17 protein-coding genes are annotated in these 17,455 nt (G+C 69.1%); 10 read left to right on the plus strand and 7 right to left on the minus strand.

Annotated elements, in window-relative coordinates:
- Window positions 1-97: 97 nt before the first annotated feature.
- Window positions 98-649, minus strand: coding sequence for an EamA family transporter (locus tag QSK30_RS34520; RefSeq protein WP_285509539.1), 552 nt, complete (start codon window positions 647-649; stop codon window positions 98-100).
- Between the two features lie 116 nt (window positions 650-765).
- Here QSK30_RS34520 and pip point away from each other — a divergent pair, with 116 nt between their 5' ends.
- The 3 genes from pip to pdxR all read left to right on the plus strand — a co-directional run bounded on the left by pip (window position 766) and on the right by pdxR (window position 4,260).
- The gene (gene pip, locus QSK30_RS34525) at window positions 766-1,695 is read left to right on the plus strand and encodes a prolyl aminopeptidase (protein ID WP_285509540.1); all 930 of its coding nucleotides are present in this window, start codon (window positions 766-768) and stop codon (window positions 1,693-1,695) included.
- A 124-nt stretch (window positions 1,696-1,819) separates the two neighbouring features.
- Window positions 1,820-2,809 (plus strand): hypothetical protein, encoded by a 990-nt coding sequence (locus QSK30_RS34530; protein WP_285509541.1) that lies wholly within the window; start codon window positions 1,820-1,822, stop codon window positions 2,807-2,809.
- A gap of 62 nt (window positions 2,810-2,871) precedes the next feature.
- Window positions 2,872-4,260 (plus strand): MocR-like pyridoxine biosynthesis transcription factor PdxR, encoded by a 1,389-nt coding sequence (pdxR, locus tag QSK30_RS34535; RefSeq protein WP_285509542.1) that lies wholly within the window; start codon window positions 2,872-2,874, stop codon window positions 4,258-4,260.
- Here the strand turns inward: pdxR and QSK30_RS34540 are convergent.
- Entirely contained in the window at window positions 4,247-4,429 is a 183-nt protein-coding gene (locus QSK30_RS34540; protein ID WP_285509543.1) for a hypothetical protein, read from the minus strand. The two genes, pdxR and QSK30_RS34540, sit on opposite strands and share 14 nt — an antisense overlap.
- A gap of 465 nt (window positions 4,430-4,894) precedes the next feature.
- Between QSK30_RS34540 and QSK30_RS34545 the strand changes: the two genes are divergently transcribed.
- Together QSK30_RS34545 and QSK30_RS34550 are read left to right on the plus strand one after the other, a co-directional pair.
- Entirely contained in the window at window positions 4,895-5,401 is a 507-nt protein-coding gene (locus QSK30_RS34545) for an RICIN domain-containing protein (RefSeq protein WP_285509544.1), read from the plus strand.
- 55 nt (window positions 5,402-5,456) lie between these two features.
- Window positions 5,457-6,974 carry an ATP-dependent DNA ligase gene (locus QSK30_RS34550; protein WP_285509568.1) on the plus strand — a complete coding sequence of 506 codons (1,518 nt, stop codon included), beginning with the start codon at window positions 5,457-5,459 and terminating at the stop codon, window positions 6,972-6,974.
- Here QSK30_RS34550 and QSK30_RS34555 read toward each other — a convergent pair.
- From QSK30_RS34555 to QSK30_RS34565, 3 genes are all read right to left on the minus strand, one after another.
- Window positions 6,940-7,269, minus strand: coding sequence for a hypothetical protein (locus QSK30_RS34555; RefSeq protein ID WP_285509545.1), 330 nt, complete (start codon window positions 7,267-7,269; stop codon window positions 6,940-6,942). The two genes, QSK30_RS34550 and QSK30_RS34555, sit on opposite strands and share 35 nt — an antisense overlap.
- 709 nt (window positions 7,270-7,978) lie before the next feature.
- Window positions 7,979-8,767, minus strand: a complete 789-nt coding sequence (locus QSK30_RS34560) for a hypothetical protein (RefSeq protein WP_285509546.1) — start codon at window positions 8,765-8,767, stop codon at window positions 7,979-7,981.
- A gap of 5 nt (window positions 8,768-8,772) precedes the next feature.
- On the minus strand, window positions 8,773-9,348 hold the full coding sequence (locus QSK30_RS34565; protein ID WP_285509547.1) for a papain-like cysteine protease family protein: 576 nt from the start codon (window positions 9,346-9,348) through the stop codon (window positions 8,773-8,775).
- A gap of 190 nt (window positions 9,349-9,538) precedes the next feature.
- On the opposite strand from QSK30_RS34565, the gene QSK30_RS34570 reads away from it, so the two are divergent.
- The 4 genes from QSK30_RS34570 (at window position 9,539) to QSK30_RS34585 (ending at window position 13,783) form a co-directional block, all read left to right on the plus strand.
- Window positions 9,539-10,456: a hypothetical protein gene (locus tag QSK30_RS34570; protein WP_285509548.1), complete on the plus strand. Its 918-nt coding sequence runs from the start codon at window positions 9,539-9,541 to the stop codon at window positions 10,454-10,456.
- Window positions 10,447-11,910 (plus strand): GMP reductase, encoded by a 1,464-nt coding sequence (gene guaB1, locus QSK30_RS34575; protein WP_502871932.1) that lies wholly within the window; start codon window positions 10,447-10,449, stop codon window positions 11,908-11,910. Before QSK30_RS34570 ends, guaB1 begins: the two co-directional genes overlap by 10 nt.
- Window positions 11,911-11,978: 68 nt before the next feature.
- Window positions 11,979-13,007: an ABC transporter ATP-binding protein gene (locus QSK30_RS34580; RefSeq protein WP_285509549.1), complete on the plus strand. Its 1,029-nt coding sequence runs from the start codon at window positions 11,979-11,981 to the stop codon at window positions 13,005-13,007.
- Window positions 13,004-13,783: an ABC transporter permease gene (locus tag QSK30_RS34585; protein WP_285509550.1), complete on the plus strand. Its 780-nt coding sequence runs from the start codon at window positions 13,004-13,006 to the stop codon at window positions 13,781-13,783. The genes QSK30_RS34580 and QSK30_RS34585 overlap by 4 nt, the downstream gene beginning before the upstream one ends.
- A 446-nt stretch (window positions 13,784-14,229) precedes the next feature.
- Here the strand turns inward: QSK30_RS34585 and phoH2 are convergent, their stop codons facing one another.
- Together phoH2 and QSK30_RS34595 are read right to left on the minus strand one after the other, a co-directional pair.
- Window positions 14,230-15,609 (minus strand): RNA 5'-3' helicase PhoH2, encoded by a 1,380-nt coding sequence (gene phoH2, locus QSK30_RS34590; protein WP_285509551.1) that lies wholly within the window; start codon window positions 15,607-15,609, stop codon window positions 14,230-14,232.
- 490 nt (window positions 15,610-16,099) lie between these two features.
- Complete coding sequence (locus QSK30_RS34595; RefSeq protein WP_285509552.1) at window positions 16,100-16,876, minus strand: isoprenyl transferase; 777 nt, start codon at window positions 16,874-16,876, stop codon at window positions 16,100-16,102.
- A 49-nt stretch (window positions 16,877-16,925) separates the two neighbouring features.
- Here QSK30_RS34595 and QSK30_RS34600 point away from each other — a divergent pair, with 49 nt between their 5' ends.
- Window positions 16,926-17,363, plus strand: a complete 438-nt coding sequence (locus QSK30_RS34600) for a CoA-binding protein (protein WP_285509553.1) — start codon at window positions 16,926-16,928, stop codon at window positions 17,361-17,363.
- Window positions 17,364-17,455 lie beyond the last annotated feature (92 nt).

The raw sequence follows: 17,455 nt of genomic DNA on the forward strand, positions 1-17,455 counted from the left end.
AGCCGCAGCCGCCTGCGATCCTGTCGTCTTCACAAACACATGATCAACAGGCGGCTGCTCCACGTCGAACACGGGCCCCACCACACGTTCCCGCAGGTCACAACCCAAATGGCGGCTGCCGTACTAGCCTGCCGACCACTCTTACCGCGAAGAGCGTGAAACCGGCTTCGCACAACATGGTCAGCACGGCTAAGAGCAGTCCGGGGCCGACCCAGGTACCACCGCCGGACAGGATCACCACGCCCGCGACCACGATCGCCGCGCCCAGCAGCGTGCGGGCACTCGGCCGTCGCCCCGCCATCAGCGGGGCGGCGGCCGCCAGCACGAGCGGGCTCCCCCCGAGCACGGCGGCCACCAGTCCAGGCTCGGCGAACCGCTGGGCCGCGATCATGAACGCGTTGAACCCCAACATCCCCACCGCGACGATCGCCACGAGCGCGGGGAGGTCTTGCGCCTTCGGCCGGACGATCTTCGCCTTCGTGGTCAGCGCCCACAGGGCCAGCAGCACCGCTCCCAACCCATACCGCGCCGATTGGCCCGTGAGCAAGGGGTAGTCCACCAGCAGTCCCGACACGGGGACCGAACCACCGATCATCGCGGAGGTCAGCAGTCCCCCAGCGACGGCCATCCGCTGTCTTCTTCCGGTCACCAGTCCACTCTGACCGGCGAAGTGGCCCGGTGGATAGCTCCACTTCTCGCACTCTCCACTGGTCCACTTACCCCGCCTGATACAACAGCACTGTCACAACTGGTGGAAGGGCGGGCATGTACCCAGCTAGCGAGCCTTACGCGCACGGGATGCTCGACGTCGGCGACGGCAACCAGGTGTACTGGGAAGAGTGCGGCAACCCTGCCGGTAAGCCCGCGCTCTTCGTGCACGGCGGTCCGGGGTGGGGAGCGTCTCCCGTGCGGCGACGCTACTTCGACCCCTTCCGCTACCGCGCGATCCTGTTCGACCAGCGCGGGTGTGGTCGCAGCACGCCGCACGCGAGCGACCCGTCGGCCGACATGTCCGTTAACACCACTCAGCACCTCTTAGCCGACATGGAGCTCTTGCGCGAACACCTCGGCGTCTCGCGGTGGCTGTTGTTCGGCGGCTCTTGGGGATCCACGCTGATCCTCGCTTACGCACAACAGTTTGCCGCGCACGTCTCCGAAGTCGTGATCGCGGGAGTGACCACGAGCCGCCGCTCCGAGCTGGACTGGCTCTATCGCGGTGTCGGCTCAGTGCTACCCGAAGCGTGGGAGCGGTTCCGCGCGGGGCTACCTGCCGACGACTTGCTCAACGCCTACGCCCAGCTCATGGAAGACCCCGACCCCGCCGTCCGCCTCAGCACCGCGAACCGTTGGAGCGCCTGGGAAGACGCGGTCTTGTCCACCGAACCCTCCGGCCTGTCCACCGCGTTCCAAGACCGCACCGAAGCCGAACGCCTAGCCCTGGTGCGCATCTGCGCCCACTACTTCTCGCACGGCTGCTGGCTAGCGGACGCACTACCGGATCCCGCGAAACTCGTTGGGATCCCCGCAGTCCTCATCCACGGCGCGCATGACCTGAGCGGGCTACCCGGTATCGCCCAGGAGGTCGCCGACAGCTGGCCGGGCGCGGAGCTGGACATCATCGGGGACTCCGGGCACACCGGTAGCACTACCATGTCCGACCACATCGTGGCCGCCCTCGATCGCTTCGCCCGCTGAATCGGCCGATCGGGGGACGATCGACCGATTCCCTCGTCCTCACCTCTCATCCCCAGGACGATCATCCCCACGTGGGCAGCCGCGGTACCCGATGATCATCTAACCGAGGCGAACGGAGGGTCACGTGGATTCACCGGAAAGCGTGGCGGACGCGGCGGTCCAGATCTTGACCCAGGTGGCGACCGGGGTGGCGAGCACCGTCGGCCAGACGGTCACCGACCTGGTGCGGTCCCGGGTAGCGGGGTGGGGCCCCGGCGAGGCGGCCCTCACCGGCCTGGCGGCCAACCCGACCGACCCGGCGGCGGCCCTCGCCGCCCGCGAGGTGGTGCGGCAGGTGCTCGTCAGCGACCCCGTGTTCACCGCCCAGCTGACCAGCGCGCTGCGCGGCGGGCCGGTGCACAACACCGGCAGTCTGGTCATCCAGGGCAGCACCCTTCGGGGCCGCCAGAACATCTCGCTCGGGGCGCAGACGATCACCAATATCCGCAACTCGCCCGGGCTGCTGATCATCACGATCGTCGTGGCCATCGTGGTGCTGGCGGGGTTGGTCTACGGCGGCATCGCGCTGTCCGGCGGCACCGCGCACAACGCCGCGCCGATCACCGACAGCCAGCTCCTGCGGGGCATTCCCCCCGATCAAGCGAACCTCCCCGGCGGGTGGCAGGCGACCACGGCCCAGGGGCCGGTACCGTGCCCGGACCAGTTCAACCTGTGCTACGGCGGCACGGCCATCCACGTCGCCGGCTACAAGTACGGCCGCTTCACCGTGCTGACCGTGGTGAACACCTTCGGCAGCTCCGAGGATGCCCGCGCGGGGTACCTGGTGGGCGGCCAGCGGATCCAGAACGACGGTAACGGCGTGCAACCGCTGGTGATCCCCGACCTCGACGGTGACGAATCGGTCGCCTTCGGGGGCCCCGACCCCTCCGCGCAGAAGGCCGAGTACAACGTCGCGGTCAAGGTGGGCACCGTGGTGATCACGTGCTCGGTCGCCTCCGCGGGCGGGGACAAGGACATCCACCAGCAGGTGCTCTGGGCGTTGGCCAGGGCCGAGGTCGCCCGGGCGTGGGAGGCCCAGGACGGGAAGACGCCGTCGGCCAAGATCGAGTTCTGAGCGGGCCCGAGCCCGGGCCGGTTACCCGGGCGAGCCGGTGGGTGGACCGTAGGCTCGGGGTCATGACCGCGCCCATGCTCCGCGAGCTCCTGGTGCCCGGGATCGCCGAGGCGGGCCGGGGCGGACGTGGGCGCGCGCTGGAAGCCGCGGTAAGAGCCGCCATCCGCGACGGGACTCTTCCGCACGGCACGCGGTTGCCCTCTACGCGCGATCTAGCGGGTCAGTTGGGACTCTCGCGCGGAACCGTGAGCGCGGCGTACGCGCAACTCACCGCTGAGGGCTACCTGCGTGCTCGGCACGGGTCAGGGACAACCGTCGCGGCGGCGCCTACCGCTACCAACGAAGCCCCTTTGCTGGAGGCACAAGAGCTACCGCGGTGGCGGTACGACTTGAAACCAGGTGTGCCTGCTCTTAGCGCCTTCCCGCGCTCGGAGTGGCAGGCCGCAAGCAAGGCCGGTCTCGCGTCATTGACCGACGACGACTTGGGCTACCCGGATCCGGCAGGACTACCGGCGTTGAGAGCTGAACTCGCGTCTTACCTGGGGCGAGTCCGGGCAGTGGACGCGGCCGACGTGGTGATCACGCACGGCGTGGCCGAGAGTGAGTCGTTGATCGCGCGGGTGCTAAGAGCGGCCGGGCACAGGTCCATAGCTGTTGAGGACCCCACGCACCCAGGGTCGGCGGAGGCGTTGGCGGCACACGGGCTCAAGCCCGTCCCAGTTCCGGTAGACGAAGACGGCATGCGCGTAGACCTCTTGCCGCGCACGGGTTGTCGAGCCGTCTTGGTTACCTCGGCCCACCAGTTCCCCCTCGGGGTAGTGCTCAGTCCACAACGTCGGCGCGCACTGGTCGCGTGGGCGCGTGAACGGGACGGGTACGTGCTCGAGGACGATTACGACGCCGAACACCGTTACGACCGGCCTGCGGTGGGGACCACCCAAGTGCTCGACCGCGACCGGGTGATCTATCTGGGCAGCGTCAGCAAGGTCTTGGCACCGGCGATCCGCCTGGGTTGGATGGTCGTCCCCGAGGCGTTGCGATCGCGAGTGGTCGACCAGAAGCGACTATCGGACCTCGGGTGTTCACCACTCCCCCAGGCCGCTCTTGCGCACCTGCTGCGAACGGGTGGATACGACCGCCACCTCCGCCGCAGCAGACAGCTCTACCGGCGTCGACGGGATGCTCTATTGGCGGCAGTCGCCGCAGAACTACCGGACTGGCGCCCGTATGGCGTGGCGGCAGGGCTGCACGTGGTCCTTAGGCTGCCTGACCACGTCAATGACAGGGCGCTGCAGGAGACTCTTGCCGCGCGCGGGATCAACGCACCGGCACTATCCAGCTACGCACTGTCCACGAGCCCGTTCCCGGGTCTCGTCGTGGGTTACGCGGCGCTGTCCACGGACCGCCTGCGCGCCGCCGTCGGGGAGATCGCCGCGGCTACCGGGCTCTGACAGTCCACACCGGATTGACCAGCGGGATCACCTCGGTCGCGGTCTGCGCCGGGGGCGCGACCGGACGGGCGACCCGATCAGGACGGGACTCGGCGGCGGGCGGCGTGCGGTCGGCACAACCCGACACTGCCGCCACCGCGAGCAGGGCGACAGCCAAGAGCAAGCGCATGAAGGGCTCCACTGGTACGGGGGGCTCACCCTCCTAGACGGCCGAGAACCGCCGAGGTTCACCCGAACCCCGACCGAAGTTCCCGCCGACCCACGACCGGGACACGGCCAGACCCGCCGGCCGAGGTCCACTGCCGGCGGTCGGAGGGGGACTCGTGGTGGTGGCCGTTCCGGAACGTACTCGACAGGAAAACTCTTCCTTCATTCCACAACAGCTCACCAAAAGGACAGTGGAAACGCGAATTGAGCGCTCGGAAATTCTGCCGAACCACCTATGGACCCCGTCAGTAGACCCGTGCCAACCGTGGCGCTTTACACCTTTCGGAGCTTCGCCCGAATAGAGGTTGTCCGGCCAACTCGAGCCGTGGTGGGCTATTGGCGAAATTGCGAGACGCAGTCACGGATCAAATTCAACGGCCCGCACCCGCGGGTCGTCGCACGGCACACATCAGGGAAAGGAGCAGGGATGATGCGGCTACGGAGTGCGGTCCGACCCGGTCTGGCGACCATCGCGATCATGCTGACCGCCATGTTCACGGCGGCCGGGACGAGCACCGCCGACACAAGCCACGAGCTGGGTCCGGCCGAGTTCTACATTCGCAGCGAACTACACGGGAAGTGTTTGGACGTGCTGTTCTTCAACACCGACAATGGCGCTACCGCAGGCTTCTGGGACTGCAACGGCGGCGCCAACCAGCGCTGGTACTCCACTGGCGAGCAGATTCGCAGCTCGCTGCACAACAAGTGTCTGGACGTCCTGTTCTTCAACACTGACAACGGGGCGAAGGCCGGTCTGTGGGACTGCAACGGCGGGGCGAACCAGAGCTGGTACCGCGACGGCTCGCTGCTCAAGAGCAGGTTGCACAACAAGTGCCTCGACGTGCTCTACCTGAACCGGGACAACGGCGCGGCCGCGGGTCTGTGGGACTGCCACGGCAGGACCAACCAGCGCTGGTACACCGTCCCCGCATAGCCGCGGGGCGGTCTGACCTGCGGTTGTCGGTGGGCCGGGGCACGATGGGCCCGTGCTGGACTTCGCGGACGTGGTAGCGGTGTCGGCCGCGGTCGGGGCTACCCGGTCGCGGTTGGCGAAGGTTGACGCGCTTGCCGGGTTGTTGCGGCGGGCCGCGGTCGAGGAGGTGGCGCCGGTGGTGGCGTTCCTCGCGGGCGCGCCCCGGCAGGGTCGGATCGGTGCGGGCTGGCGCACGATCGTGGACCTCGCCGATACCCCGGCGGTGGAGTCCTCACTGACGGTGCTCGATGTCGACGGCGTGCTGGGCGAGGTCGCGGGTACGGCGGGCAAGGGGTCGGCGGCGCGGCGGGCTGAGCTGTTGGGCTCGCTCTTCGCGCGCGCGACGGCGGATGAGCAATGGTTCCTGCGGTCGTTGCTCACCGGTGAGCTGCGGCAGGGGGCGTTGGAAGGGATCATGCTCGACGCCGTCGCTAGGGCAAGTGATGTCGCTGGTGACGTTGTGCGACGGGCGTTCATGCTCTCCGGCACGTTGCCCGCCACCGCGTCCGCCGCGTTGAGCGGGGGCACCGAGGCACTGTCGGCGTTCGGACTCGAGTTGGGCAGGCCGGTGCGGCCGATGCTGGCCTCGCCGGGGTCCTCGCTGACTGAGGCGTTGGCCGAGCTGGCGCCGTGCCTGGTCGAGTACAAGCTGGACGGCGCCCGCATCCAGGTCCACCGCGACGGCGACGACGTGCACATCTACACGCGCACGCTGCGGGAGATCACCGGGAGTGTGCCGGAGCTGGTGGAACTGGTGCGCGGGTTCCCCTGCCGCTCCGTAGTCCTCGACGGCGAGACGCTCGCGCTCAACGACGACGGTAGGCCGCGACCGTTCCAAGAGACGATGAGCAGGTTCGGCAGCACGGTAGAGGAACAGGTCAAGGCGCTGCTGCTAAGGCCGTACTTCTTCGACTGCCTACACTTGGACGGCGTAGACCTGCTCGACGAACCTCTTAGCGTCCGCCGCGATTACCTCGCACGCGCGGTAGGGCCGCACGTCATCCCCGGTGCGGTAGAGCCGTCGGAGGAAGAGGCCGCAGAGCTGACCGAGGCTGCGTTGGCCGCGGGGCACGAGGGCGTGATGGTCAAGGACCTGTCGTCGGTGTACGCGGCCGGTAGACGCGGGAAGGCTTGGCAGAAGGTCAAGCCGGTGCACACCCTCGACCTGGTAGTACTAGGGGCGGAGTGGGGCCACGGTCGGCGAACCGGGTTCTTGTCCAACCTGCACCTCGGCGCCCGCGACCCTGACGGTGGCCCGTTTGTCATGGTGGGCAAGACGTTCAAGGGGCTCACGGACGAACTCTTGCGCTGGCAGACCGCCACGTTCCCGGAGTACGAGTCCTCCCGCGACGACTGGGCTGTCTACTTAAGACCAGCGTTGGTGGTGGAGATCGCGCTGGACGGTGTGCAGGTCAGCACCAGGTATCCCGGCGGCGTGGCCCTGCGCTTCGCGCGGGTCTTGCGCTACCGCCCCGACAAGACACCGGAGCTGGCCGACACTATCGAGACCCTACGAGGTCTCTTGCCCGGGTAGTCGCGTATGCCCAAGCGAACAGGGCGGACTGCGCGGCTGCCGAGAGGACGAAGAGCCAGTCGGTAGTCCTACCTGCTTCGACGGCGATGCCGATGGCGGCGAAGGTCCAGAAGGCGTTGAAGAGGAAGAGGAGCACGCCGAGCACTTCGCCCAGCAGGCGCACGGGGGTGCGGCGGTGCACGGCTGTGGCGGCGAGGGCTAGGGCGCCTAGCGCGAGGGAGATGATCTGCCAGTCGGCGGGTTTGAGCAGGGTGGTGAGTGCGGCTAGGGCTGCCCAGAGGAGGGGGATGCGCACGTCTCTGCGTCGTTGGGGGTGGGGGTTGCGTTACTGCTGCTCTGAGGGTGGCTCTTGGTGCTGGGTGCGCGGCTGGTGCCGGGTGCGCGGCGGGGGCTTCTTGGTGGTGGGCGCGTCCGAGGGCTTGCTTGGGGTGGGCGCGTCGGGGCTTGCTTTGGCGGTGGCGCGTCGGGGCTTGCTTTGGCGGTGGCGCGTCGGGGCTTGCTTTGGCGGTGTGCTCGATGGGGTGGAGTGGCTTTGTTTGGGGCCCCTAAGAAAAGAGGCGCCGTGGGTAGAGCGGGTGGGAAAGGGATACCCACCGCCTGGGTCAGGCTAGCGCCTCTTTTCTCCCCAAACAAAGCCACTCCACCCCATCGAGCAGGTTGGGTGTTCGCGACCGGCTTGGTGGGGGTTGTGTTACGGGACAAGGGAATTGGTGTTGTGGGACAAGGGTTTGGTGGTGGCGGTGGCGCGGTGGCGGCGCGGTGGCGGTGGCGGTGGCGCGGTGGCGGCGCGGTGGTGGCGGCGGCGGTTGTAGTGGCGGCGGCGCCAGCGGGCAGTGGCGGTTGTGGTGGTGATGGGCAGTGGCGGTCGTGCCAGTGGTGGTAGTGGCAGCGGCGCAAGGTCTGGTTGTTGTTGCTGTCGTCGTTCATTTCCAGGATGGCAACTGCTCTTGCAGCAGAGAAGCGGCGGTGGCCCGGCTGCTCCTCACCGGGCCACCGCCGCCTGGTCAGCTTCGCCGCCGTGCAGGGGAGGCGGCCGCGAAGGCCACCACAGCGACGCCGACCACCAGGATCCCGATCACGATCCACGGTGTACCAGTAGACGCGGTGGTGCCCGCACCGGTCGGGGACATCAGGCCCGTGCTCGGGGATGAGAAGCCGCCTGCGGTGCCCTTGCGGTCGTAGGCGGAGCCGGGGAGCTTGTCCCCGTACCTGGCTGACACATCGTGCTGGTACTGGCTGAGGGTCATGGTCTTGCCGGTCGCCAGTGCGCGGACGTTGTTGCCGGTCAGCGCGTACCAGGTGTTGGTCTGCGGCTCGCGCAGCAGGACCGCGCCCGCGGTGAGCTTGGTCGCCTGGGCGAACTCGATGTCACCGGCGGCGATGTTGGCCACCTGCCAGTTGCCCGCCTGGTCCTTGACCGTCCAGACCGAAGCCGCGCTGCCGTCGGCGCCCTTGGCCGGGACGGCGACGTAGGAGAACCGGCCCGCCTTGGGCGAGCGGCCCGCGACGAAGTCGGCGTTGAGCTCGTAGACCGCGACCGACGTGCCGCCGACTGATGCCTGGACGTCGGCCGAGGCCACGCCCGACCTGGCGGTGTTCGCCTGGCCGAGGAACTTGCCCACGGTGGCTGTCACGTCGGGGGCCGTCGCGGCCGCCTGGGCCTTGGCGGTGTCCGCGGCGGACACGGCGCCGTCGACCGGGGACGGGTCCGCCATGGCGTACCCGGCGTAGCCGACCACGCCGAGCACCGCGACCGAGAGGGCGAGGACGCCCCTCACCAACGACTTCCGCATGCCGTTCACCCCCGGATCCCGGTCAGCGTGTGGGTCCACGCGAAGCTGGAGTTGTTGACGTAGTAGCTGTAGGTGGCCCAGTTGTAGCGGTAGTTGTCGGGCCACGGGTCGCCCCAGTAGACCCAGCTCTTGGACGTGTCGACGCCGTAGAGCACGTGCATGTGACCGCCACCGGACTTCCAGCCGATGCGGGTCTCGATGGGCTGGTTCGCGTTCACCTGGGACTGGATGGCCGCGTAGGTCAGGTAGTTGTAGACGTAGCTGCCCGGGTTGCTGAAGCCGAGCTTGGAGAACCCGTTGCGGACCTCGCCGAGGTCGGCTTGGTCGTTCGGGCACGCCGAGGCGGTATTGCGGTTCTTGGCGAGGGCGCAGAACTGGTTCTGGGTCACCGAGTACCCCTTGCTGACCGCGATCGAGGTCCCCGAAGCCGCCCAGCACCAGTTGGTCTTCTGCTGGGCTTGCATGCTGAACGAGGGCGCTTGCGCGATCGCGGCGGTTGCCGCGGGGGTCTGGCTAACCAGCCAGGCGAGCACGGCCACGAGCGTGGCCGCGAACGCCGAGCGGGTCGCGGTGCGGTTCATCGAGCCTCCTAAGCAGGGTCGGAGTGCTCGGAACAGTGCGGCTGCGGTGAGTGGCCGACAAGGGGCCCTGGGTGAGCGGCGGAGCGTTCCGCAGCGAGTTCGCACCTTTACCCGCCGGTAGACAGTGGTTACTGTGAACATTCACAGGAGTTCACCCGATCGGGAACACCAGTTCACCCAGGAGGTCGCCGTGTCCGCCGACGCCCTCGCCGACGCGCTGCGCCGCGGGCCGTTCCACGTGGCTCTGCGCACGGCAATCGAGCACCGCGGCCTGTCCCTGGCCCGGCTGCGCGCGCACCTGTCCCGGATCGACATCAATGTCGCCGAGTCCACTCTGAGTTACTGGCAGCGCGGTTTGCGTCACCCGGACATGCACCACGCGCTCAGTGCGGTGCGCGGCCTGGAGACCGTGCTCGGGCTGCCGACGGACTCGCTGGTGGTGCTCATCGGGCCGCCCCGGCGCAACCAGCGCGACCGCAAGCCGTCGGCCTCGTTCGCCGAGCTGGTGGTGGCCGGGCCGATCACCAGCGAGCTGCTGGCCGACATCGGCGTCCGGCCCGAGCAGTGCAACGCCGACATCGAGCTGCTGCTGACCCACGAGCGCGTCACCATCGCGCCGGACCGCTCGCAGGGGCGCGTGCACACCCGGCTCGTCGGGCTGGCCCGACAGGCCGGGGTGGACCGCTACATCGGCGTCTACCACGGCGAACCCGGCTGCGACATCGCGCGCGTGCGGGTCAGCGCGGGCGACGGGTGCAGGCTCGGGCGGGTCCGGCGGCGCGAGATCGGCATGGTGTTCGAGCTGATGTTCGACCGCACGCTCGCCGAGGGCGACACCATCGTGCTCAGCTACGCCGTCGACGACGAGTCGGGCATCGAGTGCCCTGGGTACTTCCGGATCTTCCGCGCGCCGTCTGGGCCGTTCTTGCTCCAGTTCGAGCTACCGGCCGAGGACCTCCCCGCGCGGTGCGTGCAAGAGGTGCGCGTCAACGACCAGAGACCGCCCACGCTCTCCCAGGACCTCTATTGCGACCGCGGGTTCGTGGCCAGCGCGTACTACCCGTCGGTGACACCCGGTATCGCGGGTATCACCCTGGAATGGAGCTGAACCCGTACGGTGAACAGGTGCGCTTCTACCACGGCTCGCCCGAGCACGACCTGACCTACGACGACGTCTTCCTGGTGCCCGGCCGCTCCGCGGTCGAGAGCCGGTTCGACGTCGATCTGTCCACATCGGACGGTACGGGGGCCACCATCCCGATCGTCGTGGCCAACATGACCGCGGTGGCGGGCAGGCGGATGGCCGAGACAGTCGCCCGCCGCGGTGGCCTGGTAGTGCTACCGCAGGATGTCGACCCGGCAGCGGTGGGCGAGATCGTGGCGTGGGTGAAGGCGCGGCACACGGTGTGGGACACGCCGTTGGTCTTGCGCGCGGGGGACTCAGTGGCGGACGCGCTGAACCTCCTGCCTAAGAGGTCGCACGGGGCCGTTGTCGTGGTCGACGACGGCGGGCGTCCGATTGGCGTGGTCGACGAGGCCGCGTGTCACGGGGTCGACCGGTTCACCAGGATCGGCGAGGTAGCGAATACGGCGATCGTCACGCTGCCGGTGTCCGCGGCTCCGCGCGAGGTGTTCGACGCCTTGCACGGTCGAACCGCGTCCATAGCGCTCGCGGTAGACGCAGACGGCATTCTCGCGGGGGTCTTGACCGAGGTAGGGGCGTTGCGCGCGGACATCTACACGCCCGCGGTCGACGCCGCCGGGCGGTTGCGTGTCGCGGCCGCGGTGGGCGTCAACGGCGATGTCGCGGGCAAAGCGGCGGCGTTGCTGGCCTACGGCGTGGACACGCTGGTCGTGGACACCGCGCACGGGCACCAGGAGAAGATGCTGGCCGCGCTGAAGTCCGTGCGGTCGGCGGCCCCGGGGGTGCCGGTGGTCGCGGGCAACGTGGTCACCCCTGAAGGCGTGCGCGACCTGGTCGCCGCCGGTGCCGACGTGATCAAGGTCGGCGTCGGGCCGGGTGCGATGTGTACGACCCGGATGATGACCGGGGTCGGGCGGCCGCAGTTCTCGGCGGTGTACGAGTGCGCCACCGAGGCCCGCGCGCTGGGTGCGTCGGTATGGGCTGACGGCGGCGTACGACACCCGCGCGATGTCGCACTGGCATTGGCCGCAGGCGCCTCTAGCGTGATGGTGGGCTCTTGGTTCGCAGGGACGTACGAATCCCCCGGCGACCTCTTGCGCGATGAACAAGGGCGTCCGTACAAGGAGTCCTTCGGTATGGCATCTAAGAGGGCCGTGACAGCTCGCACGCGTACCGAGACTGGGTTCGACCGCGCGCGTAAGGGGCTGTTCGAGGAAGGCATCTCCTCTTCGCGCATGCGACTCGACCCTGCGGCGCCGGGCGTCGAGGACCTCTTGGACTCGATCTGTTCAGGCGTGCGTTCCGCCTGCACCTACGCGGGAGCGCTCACGCTGGAGGAGTTCCACGAGCGCGCGGTGGTGGGCGTGCAGTCGGCCGCGGGGTTCGCCGAGGGAAGGCCGCTGCCCGCGGGCTGGTGAATCCACAGCAGAGGGTTCGGCTCGGGTGCGCCAATCATCCCAATTGACGCCGCGCTTAAGGTTGCCTCGTGAGAGCAGTCGAGGTCACGGACCTTGTCAAGCTGTACAAGAAGAACCCCAAGCCCGCAGTGGACGGCCTGAGCTTCAGCGTCGAGCAGGGCGAGGTGTTCGGTCTCCTCGGCCCCAACGGCGCCGGGAAGACCACCACGGTGGGGGTTCTGACGACGCGGGTGCTGCCCACGTCGGGGAAGGCGCTGGTGCACGGGGTCGACGTCGTGCGCGAGGCCACGAAGGCGCGGCAGCTGCTGGCGGTGGTGCCGCAGCGCAACAACCTGGACCGGTCGCTGAACATCAGGCAGAACCTGCTGTTCCACGCCGCCTACCACGGTGTGCCGCGGGCCGAGCGCACCGCGCGCGCCGACGAGATCCTGGAGCGGATGGGGCTGGCCGAGAAGGCCAAGGACAAGATCGAGATCGTCTCCGGCGGCCAGGCCCAGCGGGTGATGATCGCCCGGGCGCTGATGCACCAGCCCAAGGTGATGTTCCTGGACGAGCCGTCGACCGGGCTCGACCCGCAGGCGCGGCTGTTCGTGCACGACCGGGTCAAGGACCTGCGCGCGGACGGGGTGACGGTCGTGCTGACCACGCACGACATGGACGAGGCGGCCAAGCTGTGCGACCGGGTCGGGATCGTGGACCACGGGAAGCTGCTGGCGCTCGACACTCCCACGGCGCTCACGCGAGGACTTCCGGGTAGCACCACGGTGAGCGTGACGGTCAACCTGGACAGGACTGACGGGGAGGTCGTCGAGAAGGTGCTGGCCGGGATTGACGGCGTCGAGCGGGTTGAACGCATCGGTAGCGGGGGCGGCGCCCCTCCGCCGAACATCCCCGCGGCGGTCGCGGCGCGGATTCCGGCACCTGCGCCATCGTCTGGGGGACAGTTCCGGCTCTACACGGGCCACGAGGCGGCGGTAGTGCTACCTGCTGTGCTGCGCGTTCTTGGTGAAGCGTCGTGTGAGGTCACGGACCTATCGATCGGTACGCCGAGCTTGGAAGACGTGTTCATCCACCTGACCGGTCGGGAGCTGCGATGAGTTCCAGCACTGCGCTGCGGACCTTCGGGTCCGTGCTGTGGCGCGACACGTTCGTCACCGGGCGCGAGCTGTTGCCATTCCTCGCCCAGGTGATCGTGCAACCGTTCTTCACGTTGTTCATCTTCGGCAAGGTGCTCACCAGCATCGGGTACGTCGGCGGGGACTACGCGGCGATCCTGCTGCCGGGAATCGTGGCCCTGAACGGGTTCCTCGGCGGGCTGCAGAACACGACCATGCCGCTGATCATGGACTTCTCCTGGACCCGGGAAATCGAGGACCGACTGCTGGCGCCCATCCCGATCGCCTGGGTGGCGGTGGAGAAGATGCTGTTCGGCGCACTGCGCGGGGTGATCGCGGCGGCGGTGATGATCCCGATCGGGTTCCTGATCCTGGACGACGTGCACTGGCCAGCGTCCGCCTGGCTGCCGGTGGGGCTGATCATCGTGCTGGGGTCGCTGGTCGGGGCGGCGATCGGGATGACGATCGGGACCTCGGTGCAGCCCAAGCAGATCAACATCCTGTTCGCGGTGATCCTGATGCCGCTGATGTTCACCGGGTCCACGCAGTTCCCGTGGATGGGGCTGTCGCAGCTGCGGTGGTTCCAGGTGGTGTGCGCGCTGAACCCGTTGACCTATGTCAGTGAGGGGATGCGGGCGGAACTGGTGCCGCAGGTGCCGCACATTCCTATTTGGATCAGTTTGCTGGTGATGGTGGGGGCTTGTGCGGTGTTCGGGGTGGTGGGGATTCGGGGGTTCTTGCGTCGCGCCCTGGACTAGTTTGTTGAGGGGCCTGCTTCCCTGGGTTCCTGCTTCCCCTACGCCAATTGTGACTACGGCCTGTCTCGGGTTGTCAAGGCGGGAAAGATGCCTTGACAACCCGAGACAGGCCGTGTTTTGGCTGCGTATGGGATGCAGGCGGCGGGGTGGTCGACAGGAGGGGCTTGGTGGGGCCGGCTCGGCTTGGCGGGTGGCCGGGTAGGGCGAGTCTGTTGTGGGGTGGCGGAGCGGCTTGGTAGGACGGGCTCTGCTTGGTAGAGCTGCTTCGCAGGCGGGTTCTGTTGTGGCGGGCGGCTTGGCGGGGCGGGTTCTTTGATGCGCGTGGGTGAGCGGGGCGGCCCGGCGGGGCCAAGACGGACTGGGCGTGGCACGTCGGTCGAGTGGTGGAAGACGACTTGGGTTGGCGGGAGGCGGCGGCCCGGTGGTGGGGCCGCCGCCTCCTCTGGTCAGCCTGTGTGGTCTTCGAGCATCTCGGTCACCAGGGCGGCGATGGGGGAACGCTCCGACCTGGTGAGGGTCACGTGGGCGAAGAGGGGGTGGCCCTTGAGCTTCTCGATCACGGCGGCGACGCCGTCGTGCCTGCCGACGCGGAGGTTGTCGCGTTGGGCGACGTCGTGGGTGAGCACCACCCGGGAGCCGGAGCCGAGGCGGGAGAGCACCGTCAGCAGGACGTTGCGCTCGAGGGACTGGGCCTCGTCGACGATGACGAAGGTGTCGTGCAGGGAGCGGCCTCTGATGTGGGTGAGCGGCAGGACCTCCAGCATGCCGCGGTCGAGGACCTCCTCGATCACGTGTGCGCCGACCAGGGCGCCCAGGGTGTCGAACACCGCCTGCGCCCAGGGCATCATCTTCTCGCTCTCGGAGCCCGGCAGGTAGCCGAGGTCCTGGCCGCCGACCGCGTACATCGGGCGGAAGACGACGACCCGCTTGTGCAGGCCGCGCTCCATGACCGCCTCCAGGCCCGCGCACAGGGCCAGGGCGGACTTGCCGGTGCCCGCTCGGCCGCCGAGGGAGACGATGCCGATCTCCGGGTCCAGCAGCAGGTCCAGGGCGATCCGCTGCTCCGCCGAGCGGCCGTGCAGGCCGAAGGCCTCGCGGTCGCCCCGGACCAGCCTGATCTGCTTGTCGGCCGTCACCCGGCCCAGGGCACTGCTCGAGCCGCCGAGCAGGCGCAGGCCGGTGTTGGTCGGCAGTTCAGCCGCCGCCGGGATGCCGAAGTCGACCGGGTCGACGGTGTCCTCGGCGAACAGGGCGTCCACTGCCTCGTGCGGGACGTCGAGGTCGGCGATGCCGGTCCAGCCCGACGGGGTTACCTCGCCCGCGCGGTACTCGTCGGCGTCCAGGCCGACCGCGCCCGCCTTGACGCGCAGCGGGATGTCCTTGGTGACCAGGGTGACCGCCAGGCCCTCGGCCGCCAGGTTCAGCGCGCAGGCCAGGATCCGCGCGTCGTTGCCGTCGGTGCGGAAGCCGAGTGGCAGGACCGAGGGGTCGGTGTGGTTGAGCTCGATGTGCAGGGTGCCGTCGGCGTCGCCGATCGGGATCGGCTTGTCGAGCCTGCCGTGCCGCAGGCGCAGGTCGTCGAGCAGCCGCAGCGTCTCGCGGGCGAACCACCCGAGTTCGGGGTGGTGCCGCTTGCCCTCCAACTCGCTGATGACCACCAGCGGCACGACCACCGAGTGCTCGTCGAACCGGGTCAGCGCCCACGGGTCGGCCAGCAGCACGGAGGTGTCGAGGACATAGGTACGCCTGGCTGGGTCGGCCTCCTGAGGGGCCGACGGGCTTGAGGAAAGGCCTGCGGTGCGCCTGGACGAACGCGAAGCGGTCACGGCAACTCCCTTGCGAACGCGGCACCCGCGCCCGCTCCTCGGTGGGCCGGGCACCAGGCCCTGGCTGGGTCGCATCGGCTGACGCCCTCGGCTTAGCGGCGTCCACCTCGGCTCCCACGAGGGCCGGGCGCCGGCCCCCTCGCGATCGTCATGCTCACGACCAGGGCCTCCCGGGCCGGACCGCAGTGGACACGGGCCGACACCTCGGAAGCTACCTGCGTCCACTGACAAACGGCATGCGGCCGGGCGAGTGATTTTCGATTTCGTCACCACCATGACATCTGGGCGCCACATCCCCCGCAGCGTTAGCCCGACCGTCCACATACCACACGTCGTGACCAGCGGCAGCGGCCATTCGAGTCGGGAGCCGGGGTGCGGACGGTAGGCACCGTCACCTCGGCGGCACACAGCGTGGTCGCGGGGGTGATTGCGTGACCAACCGGGGCGGCGCATACTACGGGCTTTTGCCGGTCCGGCCGGAAACTTGTGGCTAGGAACCGAACCTGCGGTGCCGGATTCCGTACGCGCGCAGCGCCCGCAGGAAATCCGTGCGGCGGAAGTCGGGCCAGTAGGCCTCGCAGAAGTGGAACTCCGAGTGCGCCGACTGCCACAGCAGGAACCCGGAGAGCCGCTGCTCGCCCGAGGTGCGGATCACCAGGTCGGGGTCGGGCTGGCCGGAGGTGTAGAGGTGCTCGGAGATGTGGTCGACGTCGAGCACCTCGGCCAGCTCCTCGATCGTGGTGCCCGCCTCGGCGTGCTGCTGGAGCAGCTTGCGCACCGCGTCGGCGATCTCGCGCCTGCCGCCGTAGCCCACCGCGATGTTGACCTCCATGCCCTCGCGGCCCGCCGCCCGGCTCGCCGCCGCCTGCAGCCGGTTGGCGGTCTCGGTGGGCAGGATGTCCTGGGCGCCGATGATCCGCAGCCGCCACGGCGCGCCCGGCTCGGCGAGCTCGTCGACCACGTCGCCGATGATCTGCAGCAGCGGCGCCAGCTCGGCCGGGTCGCGGTTGAGGTTGTCGGTGCTGAGCAGCCAGAGGGTGACCACCTCGACCCCGGCCTCCTCGCACCAGCCGAGCAGGTCGGCGATCCGCCGGGCGCCGACCCGGTGGCCGTCGTTGACGTCGGTGAACCCCGCCTCCCTGGCCCACCGGCGGTTGCCGTCGAGCATGACGCCCACGTGCCTCGGGGTGCGGCCCCCCGCCTGCTGGACTAGCCGCTTCTCGTAGATGCCGTACACGACGTCGGCCACGCGCCTGCGGAGACTCACGGCCGAAGAGAGTACGCCGTCGAGCGGCCCGTGGGAGCACACTGGGCAGGTGCAGCGCATCCGGATCGATCCGATATGGCAGGACCTCGCGGTGATCGAACGCCTGGTCCGCGAGTCGCGGACGGTGGCCGTGGTGGGGCTGAGCGCCTCGCCGACGCGGCCCAGCCACGGGGTGGCGAGCTACCTGCGCTCCGCCGGGCTCACCGTGTACCCGGTCAACCCGGGGCTGGAGTCGTGGGAGGGGCTGCCCGCGTACGCCTCGCTGGCGGAGGTGCCGGGGGAGATCGACATCGTCGACGTGTTCCGGCAGCCCGCCTTCGCCGTCGAGGTGGCCGCGGCGGCGGTCGAGGTGGGGGCGGGCGCGCTGTGGATGCAGCTGGGGGTGATCTCGCCGGAGGCAGCCGAGGTGGCGGCCGCGGGCGGGCTCGACGTCGTGATGGACCGGTGCCTGGGGGTGGAGCACCGGGAGGTGGTGGGCTGGTCGTAGGGGCGGGGGTGGGGTCGGCAACAGGGGTGTGGCGGGTGAACCTACGGTCCCGTAACGTCGGTCGGGTGACGTCAGCGACGCTGACCGAGCCC

Source organism: Actinokineospora sp. NBRC 105648 (assembly GCF_030269645.1).
GTDB lineage: Bacteria > Actinomycetota > Actinomycetes > Mycobacteriales > Pseudonocardiaceae > Actinokineospora.